The following is a 12,758-nucleotide window of genomic DNA, read 5'->3' as shown; positions in this document are numbered from 1 at the left end:
ACGTTGACAGAGCGGGCGCCCGAGGATCACACTCGGGCACACGCAATTGTGAACTTAAGTTCACTGGACGAACAAGAAGGTGGGCGCAGGATGGACAAGGTGGTCGCCTCGGCCGCTGAGGCCGTAGCGGACGTCCAGGACGGCGCGTCACTGGCGGTCGGCGGCTTCGGCCTGAGCGGCGTGCCGAACACGCTGGTCCAGGCCCTCTACGAAGCCGGGGTCAGCGGTCTCGCCGTCGTCTCCAACAACTGCGGCGCCCTCGACTCGGGCCTCGCGGTCCTGCTCGCCGCGCGCCGCATCGCCCGCGTCACCGGCAGCTACATCGGGGCCAACAAGGAGTTCGCCCGCCAGTACCTGGCCGGCGAACTGGAGCTCGAACTGATCCCGCAGGGCACCCTGGCCGAGCGCCTGCGCGCCGGCGGCTGCGGTATCCCCGCCTTCTACACCCCGGCCGGCGTCGGCACCCAGGTCGCCGAGGGCGGCCTGCCCTGGCGCTACGACGGGGACGGAGGCGTGGCACTGGCCTCCGAGCCGAAGGAGGTGCGCGCGTTCGACGGCGTCGACTACGTCCTGGAGCGCGGCATCACCACCGACTTCGCGCTGGTCCGCGCCGCCAAGGGCGACCGCCACGGCAACCTGGTCTTCAACAAGGCCTCCCGCAACTTCAACCCGCTCGCCGCGATGGCCGGCCGGATCACCGTCGCCGAGGTCGAGGAACTCGTCGAGCCCGGCGCGATCGACCCCGACCAGGTGCACCTGCCCGGCATCTTCGTCCAGCGCGTGGTGGCGCTCACCCCGGAGCAGGCCGCCGACAAGAAGATCGAATTCCGTACGGTCACGGCCAGGGAGGTGCGGGCCTGATGGCCTGGACACGCGACGAGATGGCCGCCCGCGCGGCCCGGGAACTGCGCGACGGCGAGTACGTCAACCTCGGCATCGGCCTGCCGACGCTGATCCCCAACCACCTCCCCGAGGGCGTCGAGGTCGTCCTGGAGTCCGAGAACGGCATCCTCGGCACGGGCCCCTTCCCCTACGAGGAGGAGGTCGACCCCGACCTGATCAACGCGGGCAAGGAGACCGTCACCGTCCTGCCCGGCGCGGCCTTCTTCGACTCCGCGCTGTCCTTCGGGATGATCCGCGGTGGTCACATCGACACCGCCGTGCTCGGCGCCATGCAGGTCTCCGCCCGCGGCGACCTGGCGAACTGGGCCGTCCCCGGCAAGCTCGTCACCGGCATCGGCGGCGCGATGGACCTGGTGCACGGCGCCCGGCGGGTCATCGTCACCATGACCCACACCGCCAAGGACGGCAGCCCCAAGATCCTCCAGGAGTGCGCCCTGCCGCTCACCGGCCGGGCCTGCGTGGACCGGATCATCACCGACCTGGGCGTCCTCGACGTCACCGACGGGGGACTCGTCCTCGTGGAGACGGCCCCCGGCGTCACCACGCAGGAGATCCTGGACAAGACCGCGGCCCCGGTGCACGTCGCCGTCGCCGCAGAAGGGAGCGCCCGATGAGCGGGCAGCTGCGTGAGGTGTACGTCGTCGACGCCGTCCGTACCCCGGTCGGCAAGTACGGTGGCGCCCTGTCAGGAGTGCGTCCCGACGACCTCGCGGCGCACGTCGTGGCCTCGCTGGTGGCCCGTACGCCCGAGCTCGACCCGGCCCGGATCGACGACGTCTTCTTCGGTGACGCCAACGCCGCGGGCGAGGACAACCGCAACGTCGCCAGGATGGCCGCACTGCTCGCCGGGCTGCCCGTCACCGTGCCCGGGACCACGGTCAACCGGCTCTGCGGCTCCGGCATGGAGGCCGTGATCCAGGCCGCCCGCGCCGTGGCCGTCGGCGACGTCTCCGTCGCCATCGCCGGCGGCGTGGAGTCCATGAGCCGCGCCCCCTGGGTGCTGCCCAAGCCCGAACGCGCCTTCCCGGCGGGCCACCAGGAGCTGTACTCCACCACCCTCGGCTGGCGCATGGTCAACCCGAGGATGGACCCGCGGTGGACCATCCCGCTCGGCGAGAGCGCCGAGCTGATCGCCGACCGGCACGGCATCACCAGGGAGCAGCAGGACGCCTTCGCCGTCGCCAGCCACGAGAAGGCGGCCCGCGCCTGGAAGGACGGCCTGTACGAGGCCGAGGTCGTCCCGGTCGACGGCGTGGACCTGCCGCGCGACGAGACGATCCGCGACACCACCTCCATGGAGGCGCTCGCCCGCCTCAAGCCCGCCTTCCGCAAGGACGGCGGTACCGTCACCGCGGGCAACTCCTCGCCCCTCAACGACGGAGCGGCCGCGCTGCTCGTCGTGGACGAGGAAGGCCTGAAGGCCACCGGTCGCGAGCCGCTCGCGCGCATCCGCGCCTCGGCCGTCACCGGCATCGAGCCCGACTACTTCGGCCTCGCCCCCGTCGAGGCCGTCCGCAAGGCGCTGGCCAAGGCCGGCACGGGCTTCGGCGACCTCACCACCGTCGAACTCAACGAGGCCTTCGCCTCGCAGGTGCTCGGCTGCCTCGCCGGATGGCCCGAGCTCGACCCCTCGATCGTCAACCCGCGCGGCGGCGCCATCGCCGTCGGTCACCCGCTCGGCGCCTCCGGCGCCCGCATCGCCGGCGCCGTCGCCCACCAGCTCGCGGCCGCGGGCTCGGGCACCGGCCTCGCCGCCCTGTGCATCGGCGTCGGGCAGGGCCTCGCCCTCGTCCTGGAAAGGTAGGAGCCCTCCGCATGAGCAGCCCCCTCACCCAGGGCGAGATCTCCGCCGAGATCGCCGACGAGCGCGCGGCCTACGCCAAGCGACGTGCCGACGGCGCCGCCGCCGAGGACCACCCCGACCGGGGATACGCGCCCTACCGGAGCAGCGTCCTGCGGCATCCCATGCGCCCGTTGGTGGCGGCGGGGGCGGCGGCCGGCGACCCCGAGGCCGTCGAGCTCTCGGGCCCGGTCTTCGGCGTCACCGACGTCACCGCCCTCGACCACGACCTGACGCGGCAGCACCAGGCCGAGCCGCTGGGCGAGCGCATCAAGGTCACGGGGCGCGTCCGGGACCGCGCGGGCCGGCCCGTGCGCGGCCAGCTCGTCGAGATCTGGCAGGCCAACGCCTCCGGTCGCTACGCGCACCAGCGGGACGACCATCCCGCCCCGCTGGACCCCAACTTCACGGGCGTCGGCCGCACCCTGACCGGGGACGACGGCACCTACGAGTTCGTCACCATCAAGCCCGGCGCCTACCCCTGGCGCAACCACATCAATGCCTGGCGCCCGGCCCACATCCACTTCTCGCTCTTCGGCCCGGCGTTCACCCAGCGCCTGGTCACCCAGATGTACTTCCCCGGGGACCCGCTCTTCGCGTACGACCCGATCCTGCAGTCCGTCACCGACGACTCGGCCAGGCAGCGGCTGGTCGCGACGTACGACCACGACCTGTCCACCCCCGAATGGTCGCTTGGCTACCGCTGGGACATCGTCCTGGACGGCCCGGCCGCCACCTGGATCGAGGAGGGCCGATGAGCGACAAGGCACCCGCCCCCACGCCGTCGCAGACCGTGGGCCCCTTCTACGGCTACGCGCTGCCGTTCCCCCAGGGCGGCGACCTCGCCCCCGCCGGGCACCCGGACACCGTCACCGTCCACGGCTGGGTCTACGACGGCGCGGGGCAGCCCGTCCCCGACGCGCTCATCGAGGTCTGGCAGCCCGCCCCCGACGGCTCCCGGCACGGCGCCCCCGGTTCGCTGCGCCGCGACCAGGTCACCGGGGCGGTCCTGGGGCGCGACGGACTGGTCTTCACCGGCTTCGGGCGCATCGCCACCGACGCGGACGGACACTACGTGATCCGCACGCTCCCGCCCGGCGGCGTCCCGTATCTGTCGCTGATCGTCTTCGCCCGGGGTCTCCTCCACCACCTGCACACCCGGGTCTACCTCGGCGACGCCGAGGGCGACCCGCTGCTCGGCTCCCTGGAGCCGCAGCGGCGCGCCACCCTGGTCGCCACTCCGGAGGGCGGGCGCGTCCACCGCTTCGACGTCCGGCTCCAGTACGACGGAGTGCATGAGGAGACGGTCTTCCTTGCCTTCGACTGACCCCGCCGCGGACGTCGGTCTGCTCTCCCCGGTCCGGGCCGGGTCGGCCGCCGAGGAGGCGACCGGGGACGCCGCCTTCGTACGGGGCATGCTAGACGCGGAGGCCGCGCTGACCAGGGCGCAGGCCGCGCTCGGGCTCGCGCCGGCGTCCGCGGCGGCCACGGTGACCGCCGCCGCGGCCGAGCCCGGCCGGTTCGACCCGCGTGACCTCGCGCTGCGCGCCCGGGCCGGCGGCAACCCGGTGATCCCGCTGGTGGCCGACCTGACCGAGGCAGTGGGGGAGCGGGACGCGAACGCCGCCCCCTATGTGCACCGCGGCGCCACCAGCCAGGACATCCTGGACACCGCGGCGATGCTCGTCGCGTCCCGCACGCTGCACCCCGTCCTGGACGACCTCGCCGCCGCGGCCGGGGCGTTCGGACGGCTCGCCGCCGAGCACCGCGACACCCCGATGGCGGGACGCACGCTGACGCAGCACGCCGTCCCCACCACCTTCGGGCTCAAGGCGGCCGGCTGGCGCTCCCTCGTCCTCGACGCGCACGACCGGCTGACCGCCGTCCGCGGCGACCTGCCCGCGCAACTCGGCGGTGCCGCCGGCACGCTCGCCGCCTTCGATGCCTTCGCCGAGGCGGACGGCACCGCCCCGGGCACGAGCGCCGCCACCGCTCCGCGGCTCCTCGCCGCCTACGCCGCCGAGACCGGGCTGGCGGAGCCCGTGCTGCCCTGGCACACCCTGCGGACGCCCGTCGCCGACCTCGCCGGGGCACTCGCCTTCACGGCGGGCGCGCTGGGCAAGGTCGCCGCCGACGTACTGGTGCTGTCGCGCACCGAGATCGGCGAGGTCACCGAGGGCGTCGGCGGCGGTTCCTCGGCCATGCCCCACAAGGCCAACCCCGTCCGCGCCACGCTCATCGCCGCCGCGGCCCGCCAGGTGCCGGCGCTGGCCGCCGTCCTGTACGGCTCCCTGGCCGCGGAGGACGAACGCCCGGCCGGCGCCTGGCACGCCGAATGGCAGCCCCTGCGCGAGGCGTTGCGCCTCGTCGGCGGCGCCGCCCGGGACGCCGCCGGACTCGCCGCGGGACTGCGCGTCCACCCGCACCGCATGCGCGAGACCCTCGGCACGACGGGCGGTCTGGTGGTCACCGAACGTCTCGCCGCGGCCCTGACCGCTCTCATGGGCCGCGGCGAGGCCAAGTCCGCCCTCGCCCGGGCCTCCAGGCGCGTCGCCGAGGAGGGGATCGCCCTCGACGACGCCCTGGCGCAGGACCCGGCTCTCGGCGGCCTCCTCCCCGAAGGACGTCTCCGGGAGCTCACCGACCCCACCCGCTACACGGGGTCGGCCGGCGCGCTCGTCGATCGCGCCCTGCGCCGCCCCGGCCCCGCGGGGACGTCCTCGTGACCGCCCCCGCCCCCTTCCGTGACCGGGCCGATCGGGGTACGCCATGTCCGGGGGAGTTCGGACCCGGGCGGGCGCCCGCCCGGCCGCCGGGCGGTGAGAGGGCGCCGTGACACCGCCGTACGCACCCGTCAGCACCATCCGCGAGGAGCCCGCATGAGCACGCCGTACGAGGCCGTGGAGCCCCGACTGCCGCACCACCGGGTGGACGGCGCCCCCGGCCTGCCGCCGCTGATCCTCGGGCCGAGCCTGGGCACCTCGCTCGCCGTGTGGGACCCGCAGGTCCCCGCCCTCGCCCGAGGCCACCGCGTCATCCGCTGGGACCTGCCCGGCCACGGCGGCAGCCCCGCCTCGCTGCTCCCGGAGGACGGCACGGTCGAGGACCTGGCCCGCTCGGTGCTCGCCCTCGCCGACGCGCTCGGCGCCGACCGCTTCGCCTATGCCGGCGTCTCCCTCGGCGGGGCCGTGGGGACCTGGCTCGCGATCCACCACCCCGAACGGGTCGCCGCGCTCGCGATCGTGTGCTCCTCCGCCGACTTCGGCGACCCGGACGGCTGGCGGGAACGCGCCGCCCTGGTCAGGGCGAAGGGCACGGGACCCGTCGCCGACACCGCGGCCAACCGGTGGTTCACCCCGGAGTTCGCCGGCGACCCCGCCGTCGGCGCCCTCCTGGACGACCTGCGCGCCGCCGACCCGGAGGCGTACGCGACCCTCTGCGACGCCCTCGCCGCCTACGACGTACGCGCCGACCTGCCCCGGATCACCGCGCCCACCCTCGTCGTCGCGGGCCGCGGCGATCCGGCGACGCCGGTCGCGGACGCCCGTGTCCTCGCCGACGGCATCCCCGGCGCGAGCCTCACCGAGGTGGCGCACGCCGCCCACCTGGCCGGCGTCGAGCGTCCGGCCCCCGTCCTCGCGGCGCTCCTGCAGCACTTCGCCACCGAGCCGGCCGCCGACGACGGCGCCCGCCACACCGAGGGCATGGCCGTCCGCCGTGCCGTGCTCGGCGACGCGCACGTCGACCGGGCGATCGCCCGCACCACCGCTTTCACCGCCCCCTTCCAGGACTTCATCACCCGCTACGCATGGGGCGAGATCTGGACCCGGCCGGGCCTGAGCCGCAGGACCCGCAGCTGCATCACCCTCACCGCGCTGGTGGCCCACGGCCACCTCGACGAGCTGGCGATGCACGTGCGCGCCGCGCGGCACAACGGCCTGACCTGGGAGGAGATCCAGGAGGTCCTGCTCCAGTCCGCCGTCTACTGCGGCGTTCCCGCGGCCAACGCCGCGTTCGCCGTGGCGAACCGCATCCTCGAGGAAGAAGAGGAGTAGGAGAACACATGCAGCAACACACCACCGTCGGCATCGTCGGCGCCGGCCCCGCAGGCCTCCTGCTGGCCCGTCTGCTCCATCGCTCCGGCATCGACTGCGTCGTCCTGGAGAGTCGCGACCGCGACTACGTCGAGCAGCGCCAGCGCGCCGGGATCCTGGAACAGGGCACGGTCGACGTGCTCCGCTCGTCCGGCGCGGGCGCGCGCCTGGACCGCGAGGGCCTGGTGCACGACGGCATCGAGCTGCGCTGGGACCGCCGCTCCCACCGCCTGGACTTCCCGGCCCTCACCGGTGGCCGGCGCGTGTGGGTCTACGCCCAGACCGAGGTCGTCAAGGACCTGATCGCCCTCCAGCTCCAGGACGGGGCGCCGCTGCTGTTCGCCGCCCATGTGCACGCGGTCGAGGGGGCGGACACGGACCGCCCGGTGGTCCGCTACCGCCACGAGGGCCGGGAGAAGACCCTCACCTGCGACTACGTCGTCGGCTGCGACGGCTTCCACGGCGTGACGCGCGCGGCGGTCCCGGAGCACGCCCGGCGGACGTACGAGCGGGTGTACCCCTTCTCGTGGCTGGGGATCCTCGCCGACGTCGCGCCGTCCTGCGAGGAGTTGATCTACGCCCACTCGCCCCGCGGCTTCGCGCTGCACAGCATGCGCTCCGCCCAGGTCAGCCGGCTCTACCTGCAGGTGCCGGGCGGCACCGATCCCGCCGACTGGTCCGACGAGCGGATCTGGGACGAACTGGACGCCCGCTTCGCCGTCGACGGGGACTGGAAGCTGGAGCGCGGCCCCATCACCTCCAAGGCCGTGCTGCCGATGCGCAGCTTCGTGACCGAGCCGATGCGCTGGGGCCGCGTGCTGCTCGCCGGCGACGCCGCGCACATCGTGCCGCCGACCGGCGCCAAGGGCCTCAACCTGGCCGCCGCCGACGTCATCGTCCTGGCCCGTGCCCTCGCCGACCTGGCGGAGACCGGTTCCACCGCCCTGCTCGACGCCTACTCCGACACCTGCCTGCGGCGGGTGTGGCGTGCCGAGCACTTCTCCTGGTTCATGACCACGACCCTGCACACCGACCCGGCGCAGAGCGATTTCGACACCCGGCTGCAGGTCTCCCAGCTCGACCGGATCGCCGCCTCCCCGCACGCGGCGGCCGAACTCGCCGAGAACTACGCGGGCCTGGAGATCGGTTAGCCCGGGACCGGACCTCTTACGCCTTGCTTACGTGCGGCCCCGGCCGTCCGCAACCACATCGCGCGGGCTTACGGTGAGACGTATGGAAGGCAACGGCACGCCGGTAGGCCGGCGCGTGGTACTCGGGATGCTCGGGCTGGGCGCCCTGGGGGTGGCGTTCGGCAGCCGCGTGCAGGACGGCCTGGACTCGGCGCTCTCCCAGGTGGCGGGGAAGGACCCCACCGGGCTCAGCGGACTGCTCCCCGGGGGCGGCGGCTTCCGCATCTACAACGTGGCGGACTCCGTTCCCCACCGGGACGCGACCGACTACCGCCTCACCGTCTCGGGCCTGGTCGACCGGAAGGCCGCCCACACCCTGGCCGACCTGCGGGCGATGCCGCAGACCAGGATGGTGCGCGACGTGCAGTGCGTGACCGGATGGCGCGTGCCGGGCACGCCCTTCGAGGGGGTGCGGCTGTCCCACCTCCTCGACCTCGCGGGCGTGCAGGACGGTGCCGGCGCCGTGCGCTTCACCTGCTTCGACGGGGTCTACAGCGAGAGCCTCAGCCTCGAACAGGCCCGCAGGGACGACGTCCTGGTCGCCCTGCGGATGCAGGACAAGCCGGTGACCACGGCCCACGGCGGCCCCGTGCGGCTCTACGTGGCGCCGATGTACTTCTACAAGTCCGCCAAGTGGCTCTCGGGCATCGAGGTCACCCAGGACGTGCGGCCCGGCTACTGGGAGCACTACGGCTACGACGTCGACGCCTGGGTCGGCCGCTCGAACGGACGCCACGATGACCCCACGTCCTGAGACCCTGCGCCGCTTCACCCGCGGCGAGCGCTGGGTGCACCGCAGCACGGCCGCCCTGATGCTGGTCTGCCTCTTCACGGCGGCGGCCCTCTACCTGCCCCCGCTCGCCGAACTCGTCAGCCGCAGGCGGCTGGTGGTCACCGTGCACGAATGGTCCGGCATCGCCCTGCCGCTGCCCGCCCTCGCGGGCCTCGCCTCCCGCGCCTTCCGGCGCGACCTGCGGCTGCTCAACCGGTTCGCGCCGTACGACCGGGACTGGCTGCGGGACGCGCTGCGCCGCGTGCCCCACGACCGGCGTGTGGCGGGGAAGTTCAACGCCGGGCAGAAGCTGTACGCGTCCTTCGCCGCGGGCGCGGTGCTCGTCATGCTCGGCACCGGGCTGCTGATGATGTTCCCGCACCTGAGCGGCTTGGTGTGGCGTACCGGCGCGACCTTCGTCCACGACTGGCTGGCCCTGGCGGTGGCCGTGGCGGTCGCGGGACACCTGTGGATGGCGGCCAACGACCCGCAGGCGCGGCTGGGGATGCGCACCGGGTTCGTCACGCCGGAATGGGCGCGCCGCCACCATCCGCGGTGGGAGCGTACGGAGTCCGGGGAGCCCCGGGAGCAGGGCGGGTCCGGGGAGCACGGGGACCGGCCGCGCACCCCCGCCGCCTGACGCCCCGTAGGGGCGGACGTGCGGCCCGCGGGCTCAGCGGGTCAGTGAACCAGACAACGGTGTCAGCCTCTTGACGTGCCGTCGACGTCCACCGTCGGCGGCATGTCGTCATGTTCATGCAAGTTTTGCCGTCCGGCATCTACTCGCATAGACCCCTGGGCCCCCATTCTGGCTTCGCACGCCAGTACCACCTGTTCGGTTCCGCATCCGGTTGCACCGCCATGCCCGCGCGTCACACCGCGCCCGTCAGTGACTGGAGTCCCCATGCGCCGAATCACGACCGGCTTCGCCGCCACCGCGGTCGCCGCCGTCGCCACCGTCGTCTTCACCGTCCCCGCCCAGGCCGCCCCCGCCGACAAGGCCCAGGTGCTCGCCGGTTGGACCCAGACCAGCGCCTCGAGCTACAACGCCTGGTGGTCCGCCCGCGGCAACCAGGGCGCCTGGGCGGCCTACGGCTTCGACTGGTCCACCGACTACTGCAGCAGCTCCCCGGACAACCCCTTCGGCTTCCCGTTCCAGAACTCCTGCGCCCGGCACGACTTCGGCTACCGCAACTACAAGGCGATGGGCTCCTTCTCCGCCAACAAGAGCCGCCTCGACAGTGCCTTCTACGAGGACCTCAAGCGCATCTGCGCCGGCTACGGCGGCGCCACCGCGACCGCCTGCAACAGCACCGCCTGGACCTACTACCAGGCGGTCAAGGCCTTCGGCTGACCCGTACGCCGAGCGGCCCGGCACCGGTCGTTCCGGTGCCGGGCCGCTTCGCGGAGCCGGGTCAGGCGACCGTACCGGACTTGGCGATCTCGATGCGGGCGCTGGTCGCGCCGGTGCGCGAGCCGAGCGACTCGATCTTCTTGACGACGTCCATGCCGTCGACGACCTCGCCGAAGACCACGTGCTTGCCGTCGAGCCAGTCGGTGACGATCGTGGTGATGAAGAACTGCGAGCCGTTGGTGTTCGGGCCCGCGTTGGCCATGGAGAGCTGGCCGGGCTTGGTGTGCTTGAGCTGGAAGTTCTCGTCGGCGAACTTCTCACCGTAGATGCTCTTGCCACCGGTGCCGTTGCCGGCGGTGAAGTCGCCTCCCTGGAGCATGAAGTCGGGGATCACGCGGTGGAAGTGCGAACCCTCGAAACCGAAGCCGTGCTCGCCGGTGGCGAGCTCACGGAAGTTCCGCGCGGTCTTGGGGACCACGTCGTCGAACAGGGTGAACACGATCCGTCCGGCGGGCTCGCCGTCGATCGTGATGTCGAAGAACACGTCGTTGCTGTTCATGCGCCCATTTTCGCATCCATGACGCCCGGCCTCCGACGCGCCCCGCGGAAACGCGCTTGACGGGTGACCCGGCCGGACACCAGCATCCGGGGCATGCCCGAACCCGTGACCTTGGAAGGCAAGCACGTCCGCCTGGAGCCGCTGAGCGACGCCCACGCGGACGGGCTGCTGCGCGCCGCCGACGAATCCCGCGACACGTACGCCTACACAAAGGTGCCGGCCGACCGCGAGGCGATGGCGCGCTACGTCGAGGAGGCCCTCCAGGACCAGGCGACCGGGGCCGCGCTCCCCTTCGCCGTGCGGGACGTCCAGCGGGACGCCCTGATCGGCTCCACACGGTTCCTCGACCTCGACCACTGGACGGCCGTCCCCGCCTCGCCCGCCGGCCGCTCGGTGCCCCGCAGCGGCGCGGTGCCCACCGTCGCCGAGATCGGCAGCACCTGGCTCGCCGCCTCCGCCCAGCGCACCCCCTGCAACACCGAGGCGAAGCTGCTGCTGCTCACCCACGCGTTCGACGTGTGGGACGTGTTGCGCGTCACCCTGAAGACGGACGCGCGCAACGCGCGCTCCCGCGCGGCGATCGAGCGCATCGGCGGCCGCTTCGAGGGCATCCGCCGCGCCCACACCCTCGCCGTGGACGGCACCGTCCGCGACAGCGCGTACTACTCCATCCTCGCCGGCGAGTGGCCGGGCGTCCGCGGCGCGCTGGAGGCCCGTCTCGTCTGAGCCCGGCACCGACGCGACCGGGCCGGCCCCCGCGGGGGCCGGCCCGGTCCTGTGCGTGGGGCGGTCGTTACGGGACGCGGACGCCCGCCTCCGCCGAGAGGCGGTCGATCTCGGCGAGCTCTTCCGCGGTGAGCGGGCCCGCGTCGAGGGCGGCGAGGTTCTGGTCGAGCTGGGCGACGCTGCTCGCGCCGATGAGGACGGAGACGACCCGCGGGTCGCGCAGCACCCAGCTCAGGGCCAGCTGCGCCAGGGTCTGGCCGCGCTCGCCGGCGAGCTTGTTGAGGGCGTGCAGGAAGGTGAGCTTCCGCTCGGTCAGGGCGTCCCGCTTGAGGAAGTGGCCGAGCGCCATCCGCGAATCGGCCGGCACGCCCTCGAGGTAGCGGTCGGTGAGCTGGCCCTGGGCGAGCGGCGAGTACGCGATGAGCGCGGTGCCGGTGTCGCCGACGGCGTCGAGGACGCCGGCCTCCGGGTCGCGCTGGAGGATGCTGTAGGCGGCCTGGTGGATCAGCAGCGGGGTGCCCAGCTCGCGCAGGATCTCCGTCGCCCGGCGGTGCGCCTCGGCGGGGTAGTTGGAGATGCCGGCGTACAGGGCCTTGCCCTGGCGGACCGCGGAGTCCAGGGCGCCCATGGTCTCCTCCAGGGGCGTGTCCGGGTCGAAGCGGTGCGAGTAGAAGACGTCCACGTGGTCCAGGCCCATGCGGCCCAGCGACTGGTCCAGCGACGAGAGCAGGTACTTGCGGCTGCCCCACTCGCCGTACGGTCCCGGCCACATGTCGTACCCGGCCTTGGTGGCGATGAAGAGCTCGTCGCGGTACGGGCGGAAGTCCTGGGCGAAGAGGGTGCCGAAGTTGGCCTCGGCCGAGCCGGCGGGCGGGCCGTAGTTGTTGGCCAGGTCGATGTGGACCACGCCACGGTCGACGGCGCGGCGCAGCACCGCGCGCTGGTTCTCCAGCGGCGAGGTGTCGCCGAAGTTGTGCCACAGGCCCAGGGACACGACGGGCAGCAGCACCCCGCTGCGCCCGGTCCTGCGGTATTCCATCGAGGCGTAGCGGTCGTCGGCGGCGAGGTAGGGCACGCGAGGGCTCCCGGGCGATGTAAGAAAATGTGCGGGATTGGGAGGCTACCGTCGCCCAATCGGCGCTGTCACGTCCGTTTTCCGGACGGCGGCCGTCCTGCACGTCCCCTTCCCGCCCCGCCGGAGGGGTGGTTGTGGCGCACGCCACACTACGGACCGCCCCTGAGCGGCCCGTCCGGGAATCGCGGACCCTCCTCGGCGGTTGGACCCGGGGGGCGTTCCTCCGGGGGGACCTCAGGGCGGCG

14 protein-coding genes are annotated in these 12,758 nt (G+C 73.5%); 12 read left to right on the top strand and 2 right to left on the bottom strand.

All coding sequences use genetic code 11. The annotated features are described in order from the left end of the window. Window positions 1–90 precede the first annotated feature (90 nt). From ACFV3E_RS19540 to ACFV3E_RS19490, 11 genes are all read left to right on the top strand, one after another. The gene (locus ACFV3E_RS19540) at window positions 91–861 is read left to right on the top strand and encodes a CoA transferase subunit A (protein WP_500535742.1); all 771 of its coding nucleotides are present in this window, start codon (window positions 91–93) and stop codon (window positions 859–861) included. Beyond that, a complete protein-coding gene (locus ACFV3E_RS19535; protein WP_500535741.1) occupies window positions 861–1,517 on the top strand; it encodes a CoA transferase subunit B in 657 nt (218 codons plus the stop codon). The genes ACFV3E_RS19540 and ACFV3E_RS19535 overlap by 1 nt, the downstream gene beginning before the upstream one ends. After that, complete coding sequence (locus tag ACFV3E_RS19530; RefSeq protein ID WP_500363667.1) at window positions 1,514–2,707, top strand: thiolase family protein; 1,194 nt, start codon at window positions 1,514–1,516, stop codon at window positions 2,705–2,707. Before ACFV3E_RS19535 ends, ACFV3E_RS19530 begins: the two co-directional genes overlap by 4 nt. An 11-nt stretch (window positions 2,708–2,718) precedes the next feature. Next, window positions 2,719–3,501 carry a protocatechuate 3,4-dioxygenase subunit beta gene (gene pcaH / locus ACFV3E_RS19525; RefSeq protein WP_500535740.1) on the top strand — a complete coding sequence of 261 codons (783 nt, stop codon included), beginning with the start codon at window positions 2,719–2,721 and terminating at the stop codon, window positions 3,499–3,501. Further along, complete coding sequence (gene pcaG, locus ACFV3E_RS19520) at window positions 3,498–4,070, top strand: protocatechuate 3,4-dioxygenase subunit alpha (RefSeq protein WP_500535739.1); 573 nt, start codon at window positions 3,498–3,500, stop codon at window positions 4,068–4,070. Before pcaH ends, pcaG begins: the two co-directional genes overlap by 4 nt. Next, window positions 4,039–5,469 (top strand): 3-carboxy-cis,cis-muconate cycloisomerase, encoded by a 1,431-nt coding sequence (gene pcaB / locus ACFV3E_RS19515; RefSeq protein WP_500535738.1) that lies wholly within the window; start codon window positions 4,039–4,041, stop codon window positions 5,467–5,469. Before pcaG ends, pcaB begins: the two co-directional genes overlap by 32 nt. Window positions 5,470–5,622: 153 nt before the next feature. Next, window positions 5,623–6,798, top strand: coding sequence for a bifunctional 3-oxoadipate enol-lactonase/4-carboxymuconolactone decarboxylase PcaDC (gene pcaDC / locus ACFV3E_RS19510; protein ID WP_500535737.1), 1,176 nt, complete (start codon window positions 5,623–5,625; stop codon window positions 6,796–6,798). An 8-nt stretch (window positions 6,799–6,806) separates the two neighbouring features. Further along, complete coding sequence (locus ACFV3E_RS19505) at window positions 6,807–7,988, top strand: 4-hydroxybenzoate 3-monooxygenase (RefSeq protein WP_500535736.1); 1,182 nt, start codon at window positions 6,807–6,809, stop codon at window positions 7,986–7,988. Window positions 7,989–8,070: 82 nt separating this feature from the next. Beyond that, window positions 8,071–8,781 carry a molybdopterin-dependent oxidoreductase gene (locus ACFV3E_RS19500; RefSeq protein ID WP_500535735.1) on the top strand — a complete coding sequence of 237 codons (711 nt, stop codon included), beginning with the start codon at window positions 8,071–8,073 and terminating at the stop codon, window positions 8,779–8,781. Further along, a complete protein-coding gene (locus ACFV3E_RS19495) occupies window positions 8,765–9,439 on the top strand; it encodes a cytochrome b/b6 domain-containing protein (protein WP_500535734.1) in 675 nt (224 codons plus the stop codon). Before ACFV3E_RS19500 ends, ACFV3E_RS19495 begins: the two co-directional genes overlap by 17 nt. Window positions 9,440–9,703: 264 nt before the next feature. Beyond that, window positions 9,704–10,153 carry a phospholipase gene (locus ACFV3E_RS19490; protein ID WP_500363652.1) on the top strand — a complete coding sequence of 150 codons (450 nt, stop codon included), beginning with the start codon at window positions 9,704–9,706 and terminating at the stop codon, window positions 10,151–10,153. 61 nt (window positions 10,154–10,214) lie between these two features. Here the strand turns inward: ACFV3E_RS19490 and ACFV3E_RS19485 are convergent, their stop codons facing one another. After that, on the bottom strand, window positions 10,215–10,712 hold the full coding sequence (locus ACFV3E_RS19485; protein WP_500535733.1) for a peptidylprolyl isomerase: 498 nt from the start codon (window positions 10,710–10,712) through the stop codon (window positions 10,215–10,217). 93 nt (window positions 10,713–10,805) lie between these two features. Here ACFV3E_RS19485 and ACFV3E_RS19480 point away from each other — a divergent pair, with 93 nt between their 5' ends. Beyond that, window positions 10,806–11,438: a GNAT family N-acetyltransferase gene (locus ACFV3E_RS19480; RefSeq protein ID WP_500535732.1), complete on the top strand. Its 633-nt coding sequence runs from the start codon at window positions 10,806–10,808 to the stop codon at window positions 11,436–11,438. A 67-nt stretch (window positions 11,439–11,505) separates the two neighbouring features. Here ACFV3E_RS19480 and ACFV3E_RS19475 read toward each other — a convergent pair whose 3' ends face one another. Further along, on the bottom strand, window positions 11,506–12,513 hold the full coding sequence (locus tag ACFV3E_RS19475) for an aldo/keto reductase (RefSeq protein WP_500363648.1): 1,008 nt from the start codon (window positions 12,511–12,513) through the stop codon (window positions 11,506–11,508). Window positions 12,514–12,758: the final 245 nt, after the last annotated feature.

It is taken from the genome of Streptomyces sp. NPDC059718 (assembly GCF_042733315.1).
Lineage (GTDB): Bacteria > Actinomycetota > Actinomycetes > Streptomycetales > Streptomycetaceae > Actinacidiphila.
This window is presented reverse-complemented; position numbering and strand designations above follow the sequence as displayed.

Bases quoted from the DNA above. Each gene is read 5' to 3' on its own strand.
- ACFV3E_RS19540 (WP_500535742.1), top strand. From the start codon at position 91: ATGGACAAGGTGGTCGCCTCGGCCGCTGAGGCCGTAGCGGACGTCCAG.
- ACFV3E_RS19535 (WP_500535741.1), top strand. From the start codon at position 861: ATGGCCTGGACACGCGACGAGATGGCCGCCCGCGCGGCCCGGGAACTG.
- ACFV3E_RS19530 (WP_500363667.1), top strand. From the start codon at position 1,514: ATGAGCGGGCAGCTGCGTGAGGTGTACGTCGTCGACGCCGTCCGTACC.
- pcaH (WP_500535740.1), top strand. From the start codon at position 2,719: ATGAGCAGCCCCCTCACCCAGGGCGAGATCTCCGCCGAGATCGCCGAC.
- pcaG (WP_500535739.1), top strand. From the start codon at position 3,498: ATGAGCGACAAGGCACCCGCCCCCACGCCGTCGCAGACCGTGGGCCCC.
- pcaB (WP_500535738.1), top strand. From the start codon at position 4,039: ATGAGGAGACGGTCTTCCTTGCCTTCGACTGACCCCGCCGCGGACGTC.
- pcaDC (WP_500535737.1), top strand. From the start codon at position 5,623: ATGAGCACGCCGTACGAGGCCGTGGAGCCCCGACTGCCGCACCACCGG.
- ACFV3E_RS19505 (WP_500535736.1), top strand. From the start codon at position 6,807: ATGCAGCAACACACCACCGTCGGCATCGTCGGCGCCGGCCCCGCAGGC.
- ACFV3E_RS19500 (WP_500535735.1), top strand. From the start codon at position 8,071: ATGGAAGGCAACGGCACGCCGGTAGGCCGGCGCGTGGTACTCGGGATG.
- ACFV3E_RS19495 (WP_500535734.1), top strand. From the start codon at position 8,765: ATGACCCCACGTCCTGAGACCCTGCGCCGCTTCACCCGCGGCGAGCGC.
- ACFV3E_RS19490 (WP_500363652.1), top strand. From the start codon at position 9,704: ATGCGCCGAATCACGACCGGCTTCGCCGCCACCGCGGTCGCCGCCGTC.
- ACFV3E_RS19485 (WP_500535733.1), bottom strand. From the start codon at position 10,712: ATGAACAGCAACGACGTGTTCTTCGACATCACGATCGACGGCGAGCCC.
- ACFV3E_RS19480 (WP_500535732.1), top strand. From the start codon at position 10,806: ATGCCCGAACCCGTGACCTTGGAAGGCAAGCACGTCCGCCTGGAGCCG.